Origin of the sequence: Lentzea sp. NEAU-D7, from assembly GCF_026242055.1 — a bacterium.
Classification (GTDB): domain Bacteria; phylum Actinomycetota; class Actinomycetes; order Mycobacteriales; family Pseudonocardiaceae; genus Lentzea.
The window spans coordinates 33013-53790 of the sequence record NZ_JAPJDL010000018.1; the positions used below are offsets into that span (position 1 = coordinate 33013).

Sequence of the window (20778 nt, forward strand, 5' to 3'; positions counted from 1 at the left end):
CACGATGGGGGCGTCGAAGTGTCCGATGCGGCGATTTTCCAGCGCAGGTTCGAGGCGCTGGCCGCGAACGTCGAGGACTTCATCCGCGGCAAGCCGGAGGTGGTCAGGCTCGCGCTCGTGTGCCTGCTCGCCGAGGGACACCTGCTGATCGAGGACGTACCGGGCGTGGCGAAGACCTCGCTCGCCAAGGCGATCGCGCGTTCGGTCGCGGGCGCGGAGGTGAAGCGGATCCAGTTCACCCCCGACCTGCTCCCGTCCGACGTGACCGGCGTGCAGGTCTACGACCAGGGCCGCTCGCGCTTCGAGTTCCGCCAGGGCCCCGTCTTCACCCACATCCTGCTGGGCGACGAGATCAACCGCGCCTCCCCCAAGACCCAGTCGGCACTGCTGGAGGTCATGGCCGAGGGCCAGGTGACCGTCGACGGCCGCCCGATCCCGGTGCCCTACCCGTTCCTGTGCATCGCCACCCAGAACCCGGTCGAGCACCAGGGCACCTACGCCCTGCCGGAAGCGCAGCTGGACAGGTTCATGATGCGCATCAGCATCGGCTACCCCGAGAACCTGGCCGACGAGGTCAGCATCCTGTCCTACGGCGTCACCCGCCGCCGCCCGGACGAGCTCAAGTCCGTGATGGAACTGGACGACCTCCGCCTGATGATCCGCGCCGTCCGCGAGCAGCGCGTGGCCGACGACCTCCGCGAGTACGTGGCCCGCCTGGTCCGCGCCACCCGCGTACACCCGGACGTCGAGCTGGGCGTGAGCCCGCGCGGCGGCATAGCCATGATCACCGCGGCCCAGGCCTACGCGCTGGCCGCGGGCCGTCCCTACGTGACGGCGGACGACGTGAAGGCCGTGGCGGTGCCCGTGCTGAACCACCGCCTGCTCCTCACCCCGGAAGCCCGCATCCAGCAACGCACCTCGGAGTCGGTGCTCCGGGACGTCCTGGCGACCGCGCCGGTGCCGGCGGGCCGATGAGCACCGCTTCCCGGCTCAGCAGAACCGGGCTGACCTCGACCGGCGCCTGGATGGCGGTCGCGGCCGTGTGCCTGGTCGCCGCCGGCACATGGGCCGACTACCCGGAACTGGTGACACTCGGCCTGGCCGCGGCGGGCGCCCTGCTGGTCGCCGCCTTCTGGCTGCTGGCAACACCCAAGCTGACGGTCGTGCGGGAGATCCGGCCGCGCCGCGTGTTCGAGGGCAGCGCCGCCCAAGGCACGCTGACCGTGACGAACGTGGGCAAGCGCGGAAGCCCTCCACTCGTGATCACCGAGACGCTCGGGAAAGAGCGCACGACCGTCACCGTGCCCGCGCTGGCCGCGGGCCACAGCTGCACGGTCAGCTACCCGCTTCCGGTCGGGCGGCGCGGACGCTACGTCATCCCACCCGTGCGGCTGGGCCACTCCGACCCGATGCGCCTGTTGCAGCGCGGCCGCGCGGCCGGGGGCGAGCTCGTCCTGCACGTCTACCCGCGCGTGCACCTGCTGGCCGTGAACACGCTCGGCGGAGCACAGGACGCAGAAGGCCACACGACCAGCAACGCCCCGCTGGGCGGGGCGGCGTTCCACAGCCTGCGGGAGTACGTGCCCGGCGACGACTGGCGGCGCATCCACTGGGGCGCGACGGCCAGGACCGGCACCGTCATGGCACGCCACGTGGTGGTGCCCGACGAGCCGCGCCAGCTGATCGTGCTGGACACCAGCTCCGCGCCCTATCCCGGAACGCTCTTCGAGGACGCGGTCCGCGTCGCCGCGTCGTTCTGCGTCGCCGCCGAGGGATCGGGCCTGCCGCTGCACCTGCGCAGCACCGGCGGGGCGGAGCGGGAGTCGAGCGGTACCGCGCTGGAGCTGCTGTCCGCCGTGCAGCGGAGCAGCGCCGACCGGGGGCTCGCCGCACTGCCTGACCTGGTGCGGGACGTGGTCTCCGGCACGCAGGGCGTCGCCCTGGTCGTCGTCACCGGTCGCACCGACGCCGAGGCGGCCCAGCTGCTGATGTCGTTGCGTCCCCGGTTCCTCTCGGTCAGCCTGGCCCAGCTCGTCCCGCCGGACACCGCGGCGCCGGCCAGGCCACGAGGGGTGCTCGCGGTCACCGCGGCGACCAGCGAGCGGTTCGCCACGAACTGGAACCGGCTGGTGCTGCGATGAACTGGCGGAGTCTCACGTCGGGCAGCGCGGCCGAGGTGGTGCTCGCCGTGGTGGCCACCGCGGCGGGAACGCTCGTGTACCAAGGGTTCTTCGCCACCAGCGGTTACCTCCCGGTGCTCGCGCTGGCGTGCCTCACCGGCGCGCTGACGGCCGCAGCAGGCCACCGGCGCACGTGGGTGACAGCGGTACTGGGAGCCGTGGGACTGGTTCTCGTCATGGTCTACGGGGTGTTCGGCGGTGCCGCGTCCGCCGTGTTCAGCGGGACGCGCGGTAGCTGGAACCGCCTGCTGACCGTGACCGCTCCCGCAGACAGCTGGCCCGAACTGCTGGCGGCACCGGCGCTCGTGACGTGGGCTGCGGCGTTCTCGTCGGTCCTGCTCGTCCTGCGAACTCGTCACCCGCTGGCACCGCTGGCCCCACCACTGGCCGGCTTCCTGTTCGCTCTCCTGGTCGTCGGCAACCAGGCAGGCGGCCACCTGGCCGCCACTGTCGTGTTCCTGCTCGCCGCACTGCTCCTGGTCGCGGTCCGCACCCATCGCGGCAGTGCGGTGCCTGCCGGGCGCCCGTCAGGCAGGCCGGTGGTCGCCCTCGCCCTCGTGACCGCGATGGTCGCCGCCAGTGCTTTGTCCGGTGTGGCGGGCGGGCAGGTGCTGCCCTTCGCGTCCGGCGATCACCGCTTCGACCCGCGGGACGTGCTCGCCCCACCGGTCCTCGGCACCGACACGCTGACCCCGTTGGCAGAGCTGAAGAAGCAGCTCAACGAGAACCCGCCGCGCCCGTTGTTCACCGTGCGGACGGATCTCGCGACCGCCGGGAAGCTGGACAGGGTCCGCACCGCCGCTCTCGACCGGTTCGACGGCACGACCTGGACCGCGGACGACACCTACCGCGTGGCCGGGAGCCACCTCACCGTCGATCCTGGCATGACGAACCGCAGCCAGGTGAAGATGCGGATCGAGTTGCAGGAGCTCACCGGTCCGTACCTCCCCGTCGCCGGCTGGCCGTCGCGGCTGGACGTGCGCGCCGGGACCGGCGCGAAGGTCGGTTTCGCCCCGGACTCGGGCGTGGTGGTGCGCACCGGTTCGACCTCACCGGGCTTCACCTACGACATCACGGCCGAGACCAACCGCGGGCTCGACGAACCGGGCCGGTCCACGCCGACGCCGACTCTGGACCACTCGGCTCCGCTTCCCGGCGGCATTCCCGATTCGCTGCGCTCGCTGGCGGAGAAGGGCCGCGAGAACCACCCGGACGCCCCTCACCTCCAGCTGCGCTACCTCGAGACCGAACTGCGAGGTCTGCACTACCAGCTGGACCGGCCACCGGGGCACTCGTACGCCGCCATCAACCGTGCCCTGGTGGCAGGAGCCGGCGGGTACGCGGAGCAGTACACCGCCGCGTTCGCGGTGATCGCCAGGATGTGGGGGTTCCCGGTCAGGGTCGCGGTCGGCTACCGCCTGCGTGCCCCCCAGCACGGCGTCTTCCACGTCACCACAGCGGATGCCCACGCCTGGGCCGAGGTGCACTTCGCCCGACTCGGCTGGGTCGCGTTCAACCCGGCCGGTGGCGGCTCCGCGAGCACACCGCCCCCACCGCAGGAACCGCCCCGCGTGGTTCCGCCGCAGGTCGCCCCGCCGACCGGAACCCCGGAGCCCGCGCCACAGGCGGAAGCGGAGTCCACCCTCGCGCCGGAGGCGTGGGCGCTGCGCTGGAGCGACGTCCTGAACGGCACCCTGGTCCTCGTGCCGGTGGCGGTTCTGCTCCTGCTGCTCACCGGCGGGCTGATCGCGCTCGGCAAAGCCGACCGCCGCAGGCGAAGGCGCCGCGGCGCGGACGACACGGCGCGCATTCTCGGAGCGTGGCAAGAACAGCTCGACCGGCTGGCCGAACGTGGCGTCTCACCACCGGTCTCGCTCACGTTCCACGAGGTGGCACTGCACGCGCGGAGCACCCTCGGCGACGTGGCGAACCCGATCGCCGCCACCGCTCAGCTGGCGACCACGGCGATCTACGCGCCGGAGCTCATCGGCAGGCCGGAGTCCGATCAGGCCTGGGAGCACGAGGCGCGGTTGAACGCAGGGCTCCACCCGCGACGCCTGTCCGCCGCAAGGGTTCGCGCGGCGGTCGATCCGCGTCCGCTGTGGACCTCGTGGAGCGTCGTGCGGCGCAGGCGACGGGCAGGCGAAAGACTGGAAATGGGGCGATACCGGTGAAGTCGAGACACGTCCGCGTCATGCTCGCCGTCGTCGCCGCGCTCACCGGCGCGATCGTGGTGGGAGGTCCCGGGTACGAGACCTCCCAGGCACGGATGTACTCCGGGGCGGTGTGGCTGGCGTCCGAACGGGTCGGCCAGGCGACGCTCGTGGACGGCGCCTCCGCCGAGGTGAAGGCCCAGGTGACGGTCGATGGTCCGAGCACGGCGCTGAACGTCACCCAGCAGGGCGACGCCGCCCTGGTCCTGAACGAGAGGACCGGTGCGCTGCGCCGCGTCGACAGCGCCACCGAAGACGTCTCACCGCCGGTGTCCGTTCTGCCCGCGAGCGACGGACTGGTCGTGCTGCCCTCTCCGGACGCGCCGCGGGTGATCGACGTCCACAGTGGAATGACCACGGTGGTCGACCCCGTGACGCTGGCGCCGACCGGCGAACCCGAGCAGCTGGCCGACAGGATCCGGCCGGGCAGCGGCGTCGTCGACGGCGAAGGCCGGGTGTGGGCGATCGACGACGCGACCGGCGACGTGGTCTGGCTGAGCGGGGGCAAGCGGCGAGTGCGTACCGCGGACACCGGCAACGGCAGACTCGCGATCACCACGGGCCGGCCCGTGCTGGTGGACCCCGAGCACGGCACGGTCCAGCTGATCCACCCTGAGAGCGGAGGCGTCAGCCGATCACTGCGACCGGAACTCCGTCCCGACGACGACGTGGTCGTCAGCGGCTCCCCCGGCCTCGCCAGGGTGCTGATCGTGGTTCCCTCTCGCGGCGAGCTGATCACGTGCACCTTCGACGTCGGTTCCTGCACCGAGCCCGTGAAAGTCGCCGCCGCGGGTGCCGACCTCGGCGCCCTGGTCGAGGCCGACGACCACGCGGTGGTACCCGACCACTCGACCGGGCAGGCGACGATCGTCGACCTCGGCACATCACGGGTGGTGGCCCAGCGCAGGCTGTTCGACCGGCCGGCTCCGTTCGAGCTGATCACCCGCGACGACATCGTGTTCTTCAACGACCCGGAGAGCGACAAAGCCGGCGTGCTCGACCTGTGGGGCGGCGTGCGCACGATCACCAAGTACGCCGACGACCCCGCCACGCCCGCTCTCCCCCTGGTGCCCGAGAGCAAACCGTCGGACGACGTGAAGAAGACCGGCCGGCAGAAGCCGGACCCCGGGCTCGGACTACCCGGCCTGACCGGCGATCCCGGCGAGGGGATCGCCGGGCCCGCGGCGTCCATCCTGGTCACGCCCGGCAATCGCGGTGCGGTCGGCGACGAGTTCGAGCTGACCTTCGTGCTGCGACCCGCCGTCGAGGCCGCGGTCCGGTGGTCGTTCGGCGACGGAGCCGACGGATCCGGCTCGTCGGTCCGGCACAGGTGGACCGAGCCGGGCACCTTCACCGTCCGCGCGACCGCCACGTTCAGCACGGGCAAGCGTGCCGAGGCGGAGACGAGGGTGGTCGTGGACCCGCCGGACGCCCCGCCGGCCATCACCTCTCTCGACATCCGGCGAGCGAAACCGGTGGTCGGTGAGTCGGTGCGCTTCAGCGCCGACACCACCCGCGATCCGGACCGCTGGGAGTGGACCGTCACCAGGTCCGGCCGGCCGGTACCCGAAGTGACCGCGCGGACGGCCGAGTTCGCCCACGCGTTCACCACGGCAGGCCACTACGTCGTCACACTCACGATCATCAAGGGAACCCGGACCGCTCAGTCCTCCCGGCAGTTCAGCGTGGGACGGGGCGCCGTCAAGGTCTGGGGCCGCGAGACCGAACGCTTGAACCTGGCCCCTCCTCGGGAGGCGGAGAGCGGTGTGATCGCGATCGACGCGGCGGAGAGCCACATCGTGGCGTTGAAGTCGGACGGCCGTGTGATCGCCTGGGGCGACGACCAGTTCGGCCAGTTGCAGGTCCCGCCCCAAGCGTTGAGCGGTGTGATCGCAATTTCCGCCGGGGGACATCACAGTCTCGCGCTCAAGGCCGACGGCTCCGTCATCCAGTGGGGCAGGACGGACAACGGGGAGCAGGACGTACCGGACGAGGCACGGCGCAACGTCGTCGCCATCTCCGCAGGCTCGATGGACAGCATGGCGTTGAAGGACGACGGCCGCGTCATCGTGTGGGGCAACGGCTCCGAAGTGCAACCGGTGCCCGAAGCGGCCACCAAGGGTGTGATCGGGATCGAGGTCGGAAACCTGAAGTTCACGGCCTGGAAGGCGGACGGCTCCATCATCGTCTGGCCCTTCGGGGAAGACGCGGGCGGCCGGGTGGACGGCGGAGTGCGCTCAGCCGGCTGGTCGGACGCCGTCACCCTGGTGTTGGGGGAGAACGGCTCGGTCACCAGTCGGGGCTTCCCCATGACCTCCCTCTACTTCGTGCCCGAGGAAGCCAAGAGCGGTGTCGTCTCGCTGAACTGGGGTCGGCAGCACGTCCTGGCGCTGAAGGAGAACGCCACGATGCTCGGATGGGGCCTCGGGTACGACTTCGAGCCCCCGCCGCCGCCCGAGTACAACCGCGGGGTGAGGGCAGTGGCGGCGGGCGAGGGGTTCAACCTGGTCCTGCTGGACGAGATCGACTGACCTGTGCGGTTACGAGTAGCGGGCACGGGTGGCCTGGCGCAGTTCACGCCAGGCTGCGGCCACGTTGGCGGTCTCTCCCCCGAACGCACCGGCGCGCAGCAGCGCCGACTCGGCGTCCAGCCGCGCGGCGTTGCGCTGGTAGACGACCGAGTCGTCGTGGTCGAGGCGCACCGCGAACTCCCCCAGCGACGAGAACGGGGCGTCGTGCAGTTCCAGCAGGCTGCGCAGGAACTCGTAGTCCGCGAACGCCCACTCGAACGCCGGGCCGTCCACGACGTTGAAGAACACGCGGCTGAGCACCTGCCTCAGTTGCACGCTCAGCGCTTGGTGGGGCGGCGCGCCGCCCCACGTGGGGAGCGCTGCCGCGTGCCGCGGGTCGACCACGTTGCGCAGCGCCAACTCCCGCAGCACGGGCGTCGTGCGGCCGTCAACGGAGGTGGCCGACGTCTGGCACAGCAGGCGGTGCAGGAGCTCGTCCCTGCCCGCCGCCACGGCGGCCACGCCGATCACGCAGGTCAGCAGCAACGCCGGATAAGCCGTTGCGTTGACCCACGCGTCGTTCGCTCCGTGGTGGCGCGGGCGTGGACGCAGGAAGCGTTCGACCAGGCCTGTCCACACCTCGTCGTGCCGGCGGTCTCCGGACCGCACGCCGATGGCGACGAGGCGCAGCAACGGTGCCAGGTCGTGCTCGTAGCCGGTGAGCCGCTTCTCCAGCTCGGCCGGCAGGTCGCTGTCGTCGAGGTGGCCGGACGTGGGGTACCGCGCCTCCGTGAGCAGTTCGAGCGCCGCCGTGGCCGCCGACTGGACGCGTTCGTACACCGACTGGCCGAGCGGTTCGGACAGGGCCTGGCGGAACTCGGTGATCGGGCTGCGCAGCTCGCCCTCGGCCGGGCGGGCGGGGCGCGGGGCGGACGACGGGCGTGGTGCGACGAGCTCCGGGACCAGCTCGACCAGCTCGTCGACCAGGCGGGGCAGGTCCAGGTCGTCGCTGCGGTGGTGGATGCGCAGGTACTGGCAGCGGGCCACGCGCTTCAACGCGTCGGGCAGGTCGGCCTCGCGCAGCGGGTCGATGCCGTCCATGAGGACCGGGATCACGCGCAGGCCGCAGTCGAAGGCCTCGAGGATCTCGCGGCGCACCCAGTCGTCGGACTTGCCGAGGCGGCGGACGCCCTCGCGGTCGACGGCGTTCACCCAGCGGGGGCCGATGAGGGCCAGGAGCACCTCGCACCGGCGCAGGCCGCTCAGGATCTCGCGGGAGAAGTCCTCGCCGAGGCGGATCGACTGGCTCGCGTAGAAGACCTGGCCGGCTCCGAAGCGCGCGCTCAACTCCCGCTTGACCAGGGCAGCAGCCCATTCACCGTCACCGGTGCGGTAGTTGACGAACACGCCAGGCATCGCCCTAACCCTCTCACGTGAGGCCGTGACGAGGAGATTACTGACCGCCTCCAAAGCGATTTGCCACCCGGCGCTCTTCGCGGGCCTGTTCGACGCGTTCCTCCAGCGCCTCGAACCACTCGCGGCCCTGGCGGCCGCAGTGGTCGCGGATCTCGTGCTTGAGCTCGGAGGTGTTGGCGTTCAACGTGCGGACCATGTCCAGGCCCTCGTCCACGTGGGACCGCAGCTCGCCCTGGGAGCGGGCCAGGTGGGCCGCGGCGGCCCTCATCTCGGCGCGGGCCCGGCTGCTCACGGTCAACTGGTAAGGCGCGCGGCGGGCGTGGCGGACGAGACCCGCCATCGTGCGCAACGAGGTCTGCGCGGAGTGGTAGGCGATGTGGGCGGTGTCGGCGCACTGGTAGGACTCGCGGTGGAACACGCGCAGGGAGTGGAACTCGACACCGGGACGCTCCGCGCGCTGGAGCTTCTCCACGCGTGCCCGCACCTGCTGGGCCTGGCGGCGCACCCGGTCGTTCTGGGCGCGGACGCGCCGCACCGCCTGGTCGGCCTCGGCGGCCGCCGCGCGCACCTCCGCGACGGTGACCCTGCGGGCGCGGCCGTCCCAGAGCCGCATGGCGACCAGGACGACGAGGCCGATCAGCGCGGCGCTGCCGAAGAGCGACGTGCCGTCGTCGATGACGTGCTCACCGAGGAGGGAGGGCTCCTTGCGCAGGAACACGAAGGCGTTCGTGGCGGCGAGCAGCCCGAGGCCGCGCAGCAGGTACCCGGACCAGCGGCGCACCGGTGGCGAGCGGCGCAGCCGGCCGCCGCGGCTCAGCACGATCCGGACCGCCAGCGCGGCCAGCGGCACCGCCACGGCCGAGCCCCACAGCCACTCCTGCAGGTACACGGCGTGTTCGGGCCGGCCGTCGACGACGATGCGCGCCGCGATCGCCGGTGACACCAGCACGAGCGCCAGCGGCATCACGAGGAACAGGGCGAGGAACGCGAACACGCAGCCGCAACCGCTGCGCTGGTTGCGGCTCACCGGGCGCGGCGCGGCTTGCGGCGGGCGGGTGCGAGAGCGGTCGCGCCCGATCCGTTGAGCACCTTGTCGATGACGTTCGCAACGCCGCCGGTGAGTTCGGAGTGGTGCTGCACGAGCATGGTGGTGAAGTGCTGCGTCAGGTCGATGTAGGCACGGCGCTCCGCGAGCTCCAGTCCCGGCTTGACGGTCGCGCGCTGCATGTTGACCATGCACTCCCGCAGCGCCGCCGCGCTCTTCCCCGCCCTGCCGAGCTCCTTCTGCATGCCGCGCAGCGTGGCGGTGGACTCCCGGCGGCGCTGGTCCAGCACCGCCAGCCGGACGTCCCTGTCGTCCACCGCCTTCGCCGCGCGCACCTCGCGGATCTCGGTGGCCAGCGCGTACGTCTCGGCGACGCAGCGGCCGGCGGCGCCGAGTGGTTTCAGTTGCTCGGCGACACGGGACAGGGCGTCGGTGAAGCCGACGTCCCGGCCCTCGAAGGTGACCAAACCCATGGAAGTCTCATCCTGCCGCCCCGCCGGAGCGTTACACCCCGAACGAACACGGTCACGCCGCGACCCCGACGACGGCCCCCCGCCACAGCCGGAAAACCACCTGGCGCACAACGGATCCGGCGGGCAAGACACCGTGATATTCCGCTGTGACGGGAATCCGTGTCCATGAATTGTCCACTTTGGCCTTCTACAAGGATTTCCGCTGGTCATGAGATCATGGAGTGACCGAACATCACCCATGGTGCCGAAATTCCCCGTGGTGGCGCAGATGGAGCAGCACCCATGTACGCGAAAGGATCTCCCATACACCAGGGCGATTGGGCATGATGCAAGTGACATCGGTGTCACGGTCGGTAGTCGGGAGGGAACCCGTGGAAGAGGCTCCAGAGGTGAACTGCGCACTCGTCGACCTGACAGGCATTTCCCTCGACGAACTGCGGCACACGACCGACGAGTCGGTTGCCGCGTCGGTACGCGCGGTGCTGCTCGACGTCGCTGATCCGGGCGCCCGCGCGGCGCGGATGAGCAACTCCGCTGACGAGGACAAGTGCGACGGAGGCCTGTTGCCGGAGCGGAGGACCGACCGAGAGCTGGTACCGCTGATCAAGTGCTGACCTCCCACCGGCTGCCGCTCCAGTCGGTCGACCAGCTCGCACGGGGCGGCGGCGATGACGCGGTTCTAGCTCGGCTGAACGACGGTCAGTTCAGTGCGCGGCTCGTCGCCTTGCGCGCGTTGCTGGACGAGGTCGCGGGTCGTTCACTCCTGCTCGAGATCGACGAGGCGTGGGACCTGCTCGTCCTGGCCCAGAGGAAATCTCCCGGTCTGGTACGTCAGGTCCTGATGCTGCCACAGGTCGGCGCGTGGCTCACGGACGTTCTGCGGAGGCTGCGCGGGACGATGAAGTCCGCAGAGCCCCTGTGGGTGGAAGTCGGCCATCTGAGGTGCGTGGCAGCGGCGGCGGCTCACCTGTGCGACATCGACTTCTCACTGGACGTTCCTGTGAGCCGGGGCGTGATCTCCCTCCCGTCGCTGGGCATCGCCGCGGTGCCGGTGTCATCTCATTGGGCCGTCGCGAGAGCAGAGGCGCACGCGGGCCGGCTTTCCTTGTTCTGCGGTGAACACGCGGTTCGAGTACCGGAGGACGAGAACTGGTCACCGGTCCACCGGGTGGTCTCAGGTGACTTCCGGCCTCTGCTGGACGATGTCGAGCCGCACCGCGACTACCGCGCCAAGGTTCCCCCGCTCAGGCTGACGGACATCGAGATCGAGCGGTGGGCACGAGGACTCGACGAGGCACGGGTCCTGCTCGGCAAGGAGTACGTGAGTGCCCTCACCGCGATGGTGACCACGGTCGTGCCAGTCGCGCCGGCGAACGACGGCACGCCCTACAGCGGCTCGTCCGCGGATGCGTACGGTGCCGTGCTGCTGTCGGAGCCCCCGGACTCCACCGCGTTCGCCGAGACACTCGCCCACGAGGTGCAGCACACCAAGCTCGCCGCGCTGATGACGATGGAACCTCTTTACACGGCAAGCGGAAACGCCTATTGCTACGCGCCGTGGCGCGAAGACCCCCGCCCCTTGAGCGGGCTCTACCAGGGCGCGTACGCCTTTCTCGGTGTGACGGACTTCTGGCGAGCACATCGTCTGGCAGCCCCGTCCGGCCGTGCGGACTTCGAGTTCGCCTACTGGTGCGGGCAGACCACCCACGCGACCAGGTTTCTGCGCGGTCGCCGTGAGCTCACCCCTCTCGGCCGCCGGTTCGCCACGATCATGGCGGCACGGCTGAAGCCGTGGAACCGGATCAAGGTCTGTGCCGCGGCCGGACTCGCGGCGCGCCTCGCTGCCCTGGACCACCGCGCGACCTGGCGTGCCCGGCATCTCACGCCTGATCCCGCCGGCGTGAGCCACCTTGCGGATCTGTTCCTCGCCGGGCATCAGCGACCGCCCGGAGAGCTACCGCCCTCGACGCTGTCGCCGGGCCCGGCGCCACCGCTGCCGCGCATCGAACTCCGACGGCGGCGGTTCCACACCCTCGAGAACGCCCAGGTGCCCGCCGCGACTGACGCCGACCTGCTGCACGTCGCAGGCGATCAGGAGGGCGCGACTCGCCTCTACCTGGCGGACATCGGAATCCGGCCGGACGACGCGGCCGCGTGGATCGGGCTCGGGCTCGCGGATCCGGCGGCGCGAACCGTGTTGCGGGCGCCGGAGGTCGTCATGGCGGTGCATGCGGAGGTCGCCCGGCGTACCGGTGAGTTCCCCGACCCACGCGCGATCGCCGCGTGGGTCGGGCGCTGATCGCTCAGCCGGTGGGCAGCGGTTCCAGGTCGCAGTCGGCGCGGGCACTGCTGGCCGCGGCGATCGTGGCCGGGTGGTTCTTGCCGAGCACCCGCCGGAACCGGCTGATGACGTCGATCTGCAGGGACTCAGCGTCCGCGGTGCGGTCGAGCCCGCGCAGGTCCAGGACGATGTTCGCGAGACACGCGAGCGTCGACGGGTGGTCCTCGCCCAGCACACGCCGGGAACGTTCGAGCACTCGCTGGTTGAGGGTGTACGACTTCTCGTACTCGCCCGATGCCGCGTAGTCACTCGCCCTGTTCGTGGCGCACACGAGCGTGAACGGGTGGTCGTATCCCAGTGCGTCCTGCATCGTGACGAATGCGTCCTCGTTGAGTTCGGACGCTCCGGCGACGTCACCCATCAACCGCAGGGTGACGGCCAAGTTCGTCTTCGCCGCCAGCACGTAAGGATGGCTCTCGCCCAGTGTCGCCGCGTAGGCCTGGACGACCTTCTCGCCGAGTTCCCTCGACTCCGCCAGCGCACCTGTCTGCCTCAGGTCCACCGCCAGGTTCATCGACGCCGCCAGTGATCCGGGGTAGTTCTCGCCGTACCTCTTCGCGTACCGCAGAACCGCTTCCTCCGAAAGGCGCAAGGCACCGGCGTGGTCACCCGCCTTGCGGCGAGTCACAGCGAGGTTCTTGATGGCCCGCAAGGTGTCCGGGTGATCATCGCCGAAGAGCCTGCGGTGTTTCGCGACGGCGGTCTCCAGCATGTCGCGGGCCTGGACGTACTCACCGCATTCACGGATGTCCAGGCACAGGTTGTTGAGCATCGACAGGGTGAACCTGTGCTCGTCACCGAGAATGCGCGCGCGAAGCTCCCAGGTGGACTGGTCGATGTCACGGGCCTCAGCGAACCTGCCGACGAGGCGCAGTGCGATTCCGAGGTTGTCCGCCATCGCGAGGGTGAAGCCGTCCTCCTCACCGAAAACCTCCTCGGCGATGCGGTAGCCGTTGTCGCTCAATTGCCACGCCTTGGTGAACTCACCCAGCGCGCGAACGTCCATGGCGACCATGTTGGCCAGGATGAGCGTTGTCTCGGATTCATTGCCGAGGTGTTCCTGCGCCACCGCGTACGCACGTTCATCGACCGCGAGTGCTTCCGTGTACCGACCGAGTGCGCGGAGACAGATTCCCAGCTGTTTCGATGCCATCAGCGATTCAGGCTTTTCCTCGCCGAACCGCTCACTCCAGTAGTTGAAAAGTTCGCGCGAGTAGTCGTGACCACTGTGGTCGTCACCCCACGCGGAGAGGAAGACAGCGCTGTGCAGAGCGGTGCGCCGCACCCAGGGGTCATCGCATTCATGCATTTTCGATGCACGCACGTGGGGCAGCAGCTCGATGTACTTCGACCAGTTCTTCTGGTTGGCCGGTCCGCGTGGATCGTCAGTGGCGAGCAGCACGTGCGCAGCGTGCCGCATTTGCGCACGTTCCTGCGGGGTCATGCGGTCGTACAATGCGCCTTGCACCAGCCGATGAAGCAGAATCGTGGCGTTGCTCTGGTCGATCTGCGCCAGGCTGTACCTGTTGATCTGACGCATGGCCTTGCCGAGCAGCAGCGGGTCGCGCAGTGCGTCCGCCAGCTCCTCCGGCACCGGGATTCCCTGGAGTTCGATGAAGAGGTTCCGGTCGATCGGCTCGGGCGCGAAGAACGAGCAGACCTGCAGGAGCTGCAGAGCCGCGGGGTTCTCCTGGCTCAGTCGATCGAGCGACACGTTCCACGCCGCAGCCACCGGTACGTGGTAGTCGAGCGGCAGACCGGCTTCGAGGAGTTCCGCACGCTTTTGCGCGAACAGCAGAAGGTATTCCGCGGCGTTCATACCCGTCTCACGCAGCCAGGACGCGGCCTGCTCGATCGCGAGAGGCAGGTCTCCGAGCACCTCGGCGATCTGCTCGGCGTCGGAGTCGGTCAGCCCGCGGTTGCGCCGCTGCAGCAACTGCCTGCTCTCGGACCGGCTGAACAGGTCGACCTCGACCGTCTGCGCGACGTTCGACCAGTGAGTGTTGCGTGAAGTCACGAGGATGTGCCCTGAACCGCCGCTGGGAAAGAACGGACGAACATCCTCGGGCTTGTCGGCGTTGTCGAAGACGAGCAGCCATCGCCGATAAGGATGACCGCGCCGCAGCGACTCGCGCACAGCCTCTATGACCGCGTGGACCGCGCCGGTGTTCGGAATTCCGAGTTTTTCGGCGAGCGTCATGAAAACCGAACGGATGTGCGTGGGGTCCTCCGACGGAATCCACCAGACCACGTCGTAGTCGTCCGCGTGCAGATAGGCGTACTCGATTGCCACCTGCGACTTGCCGATCCCTCCCAGGCCGTACAAAGCCTCGGGAAGCACCGCGGTGAGATTCGTGTCGCCGGAAGTCAGCCGGGCGTGCAGGGCCGAGAGCATCTCGGTGCGCCCGGTGAAGTTGAAGTTGCGCGGCGGGACCGACCATGCCCGCGGAACATCACCTTGCTGATCCAGGAGTGTGGACGAGGTCTCGTCGCGCAGGGTCACAGTCCCTCCTGGGTCCGGTGCATTGATCGTCGATATTTGTGAGGGAGATTCCTCTTCGGTGGGAGCAGACACGGGCGCGATTGAATCAGCGACCACGTCCTCCTGATCGACCTGGTCGGCCGTCAGGTCGGTGATGATCGCTCTGATACGATTAGACCGTTTGGCGTATGGCCCGCTCATCGCCCGGAAAATCACCTGCTGCAGGCGCAGATGAGGAAGGTTTTCCGGGGTCGCCTCCGAAATGGCGGAGTCCGGATCGTCGAGCGCTTCCTTGAGGTCGCGAGTCGCCTCGCTTTTCGGGAGCAAGTCGGCCACGGTGCGCAGAACGCGGGCCGTGTCCGCTCGCGAGCAGGTGGAGAGCAATTCCTGCCGCAATCCCTCCCGGAACTCGTAGGTGCCGGGAGAAGAAGTGCCCTCGTCGCGTTCGACGAGGCCGCCGAGCAGCACCTCGGCCAGGTGCGAGAGCTTCGTGCCGGGCAGCACGGTCTGGCGCACGGCGCTCATCACCGGCAGCTTCAGCGGGACCGGGGTGGCGGCGAGCAGGCCGGCGAGGGCGAACGCCGGCGGGGAGGCGATGGTGCGGAAGCGGCTCACCCGGTCGGCCGGGCTCAGGTGTGGCATCGGGTCGACCTCGAAGGTGCTCTCCTTGGCACTCGGGTCGGCGAACAACGTGGTGAGGTGGACGGCGGGGCCGTCGCCGGTGACCAGCCGGGTCCAGTGGCCGAGCCAGTCCGGGCGCAGTTCCAGCACGGGCACGGGCACCGCGGTGTCCGGCGGCCGTTCGTCGGAGGGGTCGGCGAGGCGGTAGCGGATGCGGGCGTTCGGCGAGCCCGCGCCGGGCATCCGCAGCTGCACCCTCGTCGTCACGAGGCCGGTCCAGCTCCACAGCTCGTGCGGGAGCAGGTGCATGACGGACACGTGGATCGAACGGCCCCAGTAGCCGATGACGCGGTCCGCCGCGCCGGTGTGCCACGCCCTGCCCACCCCGTCCGTCACCACGAGCACCAGGCGTCCGCCGGACGGGTCGAGCAGTTCCGCGGGGCCGCGGGACGGGCCGTCCGGCGCGCCGACGCGCACCAGCAGGTCGCCGGCGCTCTCCTGGTCGAAGTCGACGAAGTAGAGGCGGACCGTGCGGAACGCGCCCTGGGTCTCGAGCACCGCGCGGAAGTCCGCGATCTCGCGCTGCCAGATCTCCAGCGACGCCATGTCCACGACGAGCGCGATCTCGAACGGCCGGGTGAGCGCGGGGAGGAAGGCGGGCAGCCACACGCCGGTCTCGGCGACGCGGACCGCGGTGGTCTCCTCGTCGAACTCCACCTCGTGGTCCGAGGGCACGAGTCGCGCGAGCGGTCGCAGTGCCCGCGAGATCGCGCGGGTGTGCGGCAGGCTCTCGGCGACCGGTCGGGCGGCACCCGGTTCGTACTGCGGTGGCACGCCAGGAGCGAACCTCGGCGGAACCTCGTCCTTTGTGGACCGCATTTCCGGGAGACCGGGCGGAGACGCGGTGGGCCGGAGAGCCGGTGGAACGTCGTCGGGAGGCGGAAGTGCCATCGGCAGAACGACGTGCTGCCGCGTGGGCGTGCCCGGAACCGCCGCCGGGCCCGCCACCTCCCTGCTCGCGTTCCACACCTGGCTCGCGAGCCACAGGGCGTCCGCCAGCTCCCTCGCGGTGAGGTCGCGCTCCGCCGCGCTCATTCGAACCCCGTCGTGGAAAGCCGGTGCCACAGGGCGTCGCGCAGGCGTTCCCACGCGACTCGGTCCGAGGTGAGCCCGCTCGACGACGCGAGCTGGATGGTGTTCAGCAGCTGGTCGATCGCGAGTCCGCCCTCGGACTCGCTGCGGCGCAGGAACTTCCGGATCAGCTCGGCGGAGCCGCCCGACGCGTCGCGGAAGTGCGCGGCCACCATGCTCGCGAGCTGCTCCTCGTTCGGCGGCTGCATCTCCAGCTGCAGCGTCCTGCGCAGGAACGCCGGAGGGAACTCGCGTTCCCGGTTGCTGGTGAACACGATGAACGGGAAGGCGCGGCACACCACCCGTCCCTCGGTGATCTCCGCGCTGCCACCGGGATCCGCGGTGTGCACGACGACCTTCGGCGTCCGGCGTGCGACGCGGGCGAGCTCGCGGATCAGGAACTCCCCGTCCTCCAGCACCGCGAGCAGGTCGTGCGGCAGCGAGAGATCGGCCTTGTCGACCTCGTCCACCACCAGGACCCGCGGAAGCTCGTACGGCAGCAACGCCGTGCCCAGCGGCCCCAGGTGGATGAAGTCGCCGATGTCGGTCGGCTCGTCGAGCACCCCGCTCGCCCTGGCGCTGGACGCGTGCACGCGACCGATGGCGTCGTACTCGTAGAGGCCGTCCTGCCGGAGCTTGGTGCTCGACGTCACCGGCCAGGTCAGAACCGGTCCCAGCGAGAGCTCTCTGGCCACGCGGAACGCCAGCGACGTCTTGCCGGTGCCGGGGCCGCCGGTGACGAGCAACGGCCTGCGCAGCAGCAGGGCGGCGTTGACCATGTCGATCTCGTGGCGGTCCGCCGGGTAGGACGTGTCGGCGCCGGGCGCGCCGATCCGCCGGGTGTTCTCGTGCTCCCCGCCGGGCGGCAGGGGCAGCGCGGGACCGCCCCGGAACACCCGCCAGGGCGGCGGTTCCGGCAGGTCGGTCCGCAGATCCACCTCGGCGGCCGGTTGCCCCGTGCCGGTGTAGATGTGCCAGTCGTCGGTCCGCGTCAAGGCGCGACCACCTCCTGCGGCAGGGGTTCCACCTGCCGGGCCGGGTCGTCCCAGAGGACGCTGATGTGGCTGCCGGGGTGCACGTCGCAGTCGTCGGCGTACTGGGCCTGGCCGCGCAGCTTCTTCACGTTCTCCAGCAGCTTGCCGAGCCCGCCGTCCGCCAGCAGGTCGTCGACGGCGCTGCGGAACGCCTTGCCGGCGCAGTCCTCCCGGTGCCAGATCAGCACGGGCACACCCGTCTTGAGCGCGATCGCCACCTCCATCCTGCCGACGCTGTCGCGGGCGGACGGCGGGTCGGCGAGCACGAGCAGCACGACGTTCTCGGCGAGTGCGAGCTTGGCTCCGAGTTTCTGAAGGTGCCGAGGGCCGTCGAGCTGGCTGCGGTGCACCGCGTCGTCGATCGGACTGTCTCCCGCCTGGAGATGACTCTGCAGGTTTGTCCATCGCCGCTTCCACCGGCGGTGTTTCGCTTTCTCCCTGCTCCGTTCCAGTGACCGCAGGGACACCAGGTAGTCGACCCCGATCGGTGTCGCCACCTCGTCGGAGAACGAGATCCACTGGTCGACGGGCAGGTTGAGCAGGTCTTTCGGCAGGATCATCTCGATCGAGACGCTGCTCGCGTTCTCCGCCCAGCCCTCGATCCGGCCGACCAGCTCGCCCACCCGAGCCCGCAGTTCGGCGAGGCTGCCGGTGTAGTCGCGGCCTCGCTGCGGCGCCCACGTCGCCGAGTTCACCTGCCACCACTCGGAGAGCAGGTAGCGGCCGGGGCCGACGCCGTGCGGCTGCAGCCGCAGCACCAGCGACGCCTCGGCGGGCGCGACGGTCTCCGTGGTCTCCACCGAGATCGACCCGCGCAACGCGAGCAGGTCGGCGTGCAGGCCCATGGCACGCGCCTGGTCCTCGGAGAACTGCCAGAGGCGCTGGGAGAGCACGTCTCCCGCGTGCAGCGCGAGGTGTTCGAGCAACGCGAGCGCGGGCGGGACGCCGTCGGGACGCGCGTTCATCCGCTCCAGCCGGTTCAGCACGTCGACGGCGTCGTGCCGGCCGGGTGGCAGGGGCGCTGCCTGGCTTCCCGCCGCGACCCGATAGCACTCGGCGAGCTGCGGGAAGTCGGTGTCGCGCAACAGTTCGGTGATGGTGCGGCGGTCCTCCTCGCCGAAGAGCTCCAGCGTCGCCATGTCCTCGACGAGGCGGCTGATCTGCCGCAGCTCCTGGGCTTCCGGCTGCAACTGCTCGAGGGCCTGCAGCAACGCGCGCACCGCGCCCGGCCGACGCCCGCAGGCGAGCACGATCGCGAAGACGTGCAGCCGGGCGTCGTCGAACTCGGCGACCCGCAGCCGTGGTTCGAGCACGCTGTTGACCAGTTGCAGGCACAGCCTCCGGCCCTCGATCCGCGCCATCAGCGGCATTCTGGCGATCAGCTCGGCCAGGACGCCGAGCGACTCACCGCCACCGGCCATCGCCCCGTCGTCGATCTCCGCCGGTGCCACCGGGGCCGGTGCGGGCGCGGCAGCGGCCTGCATCGACTCGGCGGACAGCCGGATCCACGCCGACGTCCTGGTCTCCTTGACCGCGACCTCGATCTCCCGGTACGCGAGCGGCTCGGCCGCCGGGTCGTGCCACAGCACTTCCTCGTAGAACGCCTTCGACACGATCACCGCGAGCACCGAGGACGAGCCCGCCAGTGCGGACTTCAGGGGGTCGGCCTCCAGCAACCGGAACGTGAGGTTCACGCAGTCGCCGACCGCGCCCTTGGCGTTGAACGTGACCTCACCGAAGTGCAGCGCGATCCGCAACCGGATGCGCGCCTCCTGGGTGACCGTCGCGTTGTACCGCAGCAGGTTCGCGATCAGCCGGCGGAGCAGGAACTCGGACAGCACCTGCTTGGGCACCTCAGGGGTGAAGAGGAACATCGCGCCGTCGCCGCGGTCCTCCTGGTGCCAGCAGTGCTCCTCGATGTTGCTCTCGCGCAGCGCGGCGTGCAGCGCGTCGTAGAGTCCGCCGTGGGCGACGAGCTTGTGGTGGTTGGTCCGGCTGGGGTCGCTGAACTTCTCCACGTCGACAGCCAGCACGGCCCGCGGCTCGGCGCGTGGTGTCTGTTCCACGGGTTCTCCCTACCGGCATGGGCGAGGGTCCATTATCCGGAGTTGATCTGAACATTGGTGCATTCCGGCCTGATTTAGATCAATCGGGGCAGTCAGCGGCCTGCGGTTGCCGGAATCATGAGAAGCATGATGATCGACCGGTCTTTCTGGGGGATGCTCGACGAGGCCGATCGCACAGCGTTGCGGAACACCGCGACTCGTGTCGAATTTGCATCCGGTTCGGTGATCTGCCATCAGGGGGACCAGTCGCGCAACGTGCTCGTGGTGTCGAGGGGCAGGGTCAGGGTGAGCCGCTTCACCGTCACCGGGGAGGAGACGGTGCTCGCCGTCCGCGGCCCCGGCGAGATCATCGGCGAGCTCTCCGCAGTGGACGGCCGCCGCCGTTCCGCCACCCTGACCGCGGTGGACGACGTCAGTGGCCTGGTGATTTCCCCTCGGGCGCTGAAGACGCTGTGCCACGTGCGCCCCGGCATCACGTGGGCGATGCTGCGCGTCGTCGCGTCCCGCCAGCGGGCGATGGTCGGCCAGCAGGACCTCCGCACCGGCCCGTCGCTGCACCGCGTGGGCGCGATGCTGCTCGACCTCGCGCACCGGGAGGCGGACGACCTGATCGCGACCGTGCCGCTCTCCCAGCGCGAGCTGGCCGGAATTGTGGGTATTTCCCGCGAAACGCTCGCCCGCACGTTGAAAGTCCTGCGCGAAGGCGGAATCATCGTGACGCGCCGCAACGGCATAGAAATTCTTCGTGAGGAAGAATTGCGCGTCCTCTGCGGGATCTGACGCTGTGTGGCATCTGACGCAGACATCCGCGGCCCGTGACGATTTCCTGGGTGCTCAGTTCGCCGAGCCCGCAGGAGCCGTCATGAAGCGCCGTTCACTGCCCGACCCCGACTCGCGCACCCAGGTCCTGCGGGCGCGTCGCAAGCACACGGAGCAGGTGGTGCTCGCCCTCGTCTTCACGGTCGTCGAACTGTGGGCGATCGTGGCCGTCATCGTGCTGCTGGAGGCCCGCGGCGTGCTGGCCGTCGCCGTCGCCGTGGTGCTGTCGGCGTCGCTGATCGCCCTCTGGGACACCTGGCGCACGCTGCTGATGTTCGGCAGGGCGTTGCGTTCCTGGTTGCCCGACGACCTTCCCGCCGCGGACGCCGAGCCGCCACGACGACCGTCGAACCTGGTGCGGTTGTAGATGCCCGGCGTGGCCCCGGCGGGGGGTCGGGGCCACGCTCCCAGGTGACGCTGACCGACATGTCGAGCAGGACGTACGGC

At 70.1% G+C, this 20778-nt stretch carries 14 protein-coding genes; 8 read left to right on the forward strand and 6 right to left on the reverse strand.

What is annotated here, in order from left to right:
• Positions 1 to 18: 18 nt before the first annotated feature.
• From ORI60_RS30835 to ORI60_RS30850, 4 genes are read left to right on the forward strand one after another with little or no spacing between them, the layout of a single operon-like run.
• Entirely contained in the window at positions 19 to 975 is a 957-nt protein-coding gene (locus ORI60_RS30835; protein ID WP_266041512.1) for an AAA family ATPase, read from the forward strand.
• Positions 972 to 2141 (forward strand): DUF58 domain-containing protein, encoded by a 1170-nt coding sequence (locus tag ORI60_RS30840; protein ID WP_266041513.1) that lies wholly within the window; start codon positions 972 to 974, stop codon positions 2139 to 2141. The genes ORI60_RS30835 and ORI60_RS30840 overlap by 4 nt, the downstream gene beginning before the upstream one ends.
• The gene (locus tag ORI60_RS30845) at positions 2138 to 4354 is read left to right on the forward strand and encodes a DUF3488 and transglutaminase-like domain-containing protein (protein WP_266041514.1); all 2217 of its coding nucleotides are present in this window, start codon (positions 2138 to 2140) and stop codon (positions 4352 to 4354) included. The genes ORI60_RS30840 and ORI60_RS30845 overlap by 4 nt, the downstream gene beginning before the upstream one ends.
• Positions 4351 to 6924 (forward strand): PKD domain-containing protein, encoded by a 2574-nt coding sequence (locus ORI60_RS30850; protein WP_266041515.1) that lies wholly within the window; start codon positions 4351 to 4353, stop codon positions 6922 to 6924. The genes ORI60_RS30845 and ORI60_RS30850 overlap by 4 nt, the downstream gene beginning before the upstream one ends.
• Before the next feature lie 9 nt (positions 6925 to 6933).
• Here the strand turns inward: ORI60_RS30850 and ORI60_RS30855 are convergent, their stop codons facing one another.
• From ORI60_RS30855 to ORI60_RS30865, 3 genes are read right to left on the reverse strand one after another with little or no spacing between them, the layout of a single operon-like run.
• On the reverse strand, positions 6934 to 8319 hold the full coding sequence (locus tag ORI60_RS30855) for a toll/interleukin-1 receptor domain-containing protein (RefSeq protein ID WP_266041516.1): 1386 nt from the start codon (positions 8317 to 8319) through the stop codon (positions 6934 to 6936).
• A gap of 37 nt (positions 8320 to 8356) precedes the next feature.
• Entirely contained in the window at positions 8357 to 9346 is a 990-nt protein-coding gene (locus ORI60_RS30860) for a hypothetical protein (protein WP_266041517.1), read from the reverse strand.
• Positions 9343 to 9837 carry a hypothetical protein gene (locus tag ORI60_RS30865; RefSeq protein WP_266041518.1) on the reverse strand — a complete coding sequence of 165 codons (495 nt, stop codon included), beginning with the start codon at positions 9835 to 9837 and terminating at the stop codon, positions 9343 to 9345. Before ORI60_RS30865 ends, ORI60_RS30860 begins: the two co-directional genes overlap by 4 nt.
• A 371-nt stretch (positions 9838 to 10208) precedes the next feature.
• Here ORI60_RS30865 and ORI60_RS30870 point away from each other — a divergent pair, with 371 nt between their 5' ends.
• Both ORI60_RS30870 and ORI60_RS30875 read left to right on the forward strand, forming a co-directional pair.
• Positions 10209 to 10451, forward strand: coding sequence for a hypothetical protein (locus tag ORI60_RS30870; protein ID WP_266041519.1), 243 nt, complete (start codon positions 10209 to 10211; stop codon positions 10449 to 10451).
• Positions 10445 to 12136 carry an HEXXH motif domain-containing protein gene (locus ORI60_RS30875; protein WP_266041520.1) on the forward strand — a complete coding sequence of 564 codons (1692 nt, stop codon included), beginning with the start codon at positions 10445 to 10447 and terminating at the stop codon, positions 12134 to 12136. The genes ORI60_RS30870 and ORI60_RS30875 overlap by 7 nt, the downstream gene beginning before the upstream one ends.
• 4 nt (positions 12137 to 12140) lie before the next feature.
• Here the strand turns inward: ORI60_RS30875 and fxsT are convergent, their stop codons facing one another.
• The 3 genes from fxsT to ORI60_RS30890 are packed head-to-tail and all read right to left on the reverse strand — an operon-like array spanning position 12141 to position 19512.
• A complete protein-coding gene (gene fxsT / locus ORI60_RS30880; protein WP_266041521.1) occupies positions 12141 to 16376 on the reverse strand; it encodes an FxSxx-COOH system tetratricopeptide repeat protein in 4236 nt (1411 codons plus the stop codon).
• On the reverse strand, positions 16373 to 17407 hold the full coding sequence (locus ORI60_RS30885) for an AAA family ATPase (RefSeq protein WP_266041522.1): 1035 nt from the start codon (positions 17405 to 17407) through the stop codon (positions 16373 to 16375). The genes fxsT and ORI60_RS30885 overlap by 4 nt, the downstream gene beginning before the upstream one ends.
• On the reverse strand, positions 17404 to 19512 hold the full coding sequence (locus tag ORI60_RS30890) for an effector-associated domain 2-containing protein (RefSeq protein ID WP_266041523.1): 2109 nt from the start codon (positions 19510 to 19512) through the stop codon (positions 17404 to 17406). Before ORI60_RS30890 ends, ORI60_RS30885 begins: the two co-directional genes overlap by 4 nt.
• Before the next feature lie 126 nt (positions 19513 to 19638).
• Here ORI60_RS30890 and ORI60_RS30895 point away from each other — a divergent pair, with 126 nt between their 5' ends.
• Together ORI60_RS30895 and ORI60_RS30900 are read left to right on the forward strand one after the other, a co-directional pair.
• A complete protein-coding gene (locus tag ORI60_RS30895; protein ID WP_266041524.1) occupies positions 19639 to 20292 on the forward strand; it encodes a Crp/Fnr family transcriptional regulator in 654 nt (217 codons plus the stop codon).
• Between the two features lie 82 nt (positions 20293 to 20374).
• Entirely contained in the window at positions 20375 to 20698 is a 324-nt protein-coding gene (locus tag ORI60_RS30900; protein ID WP_266041525.1) for a hypothetical protein, read from the forward strand.
• Positions 20699 to 20778 lie beyond the last annotated feature (80 nt).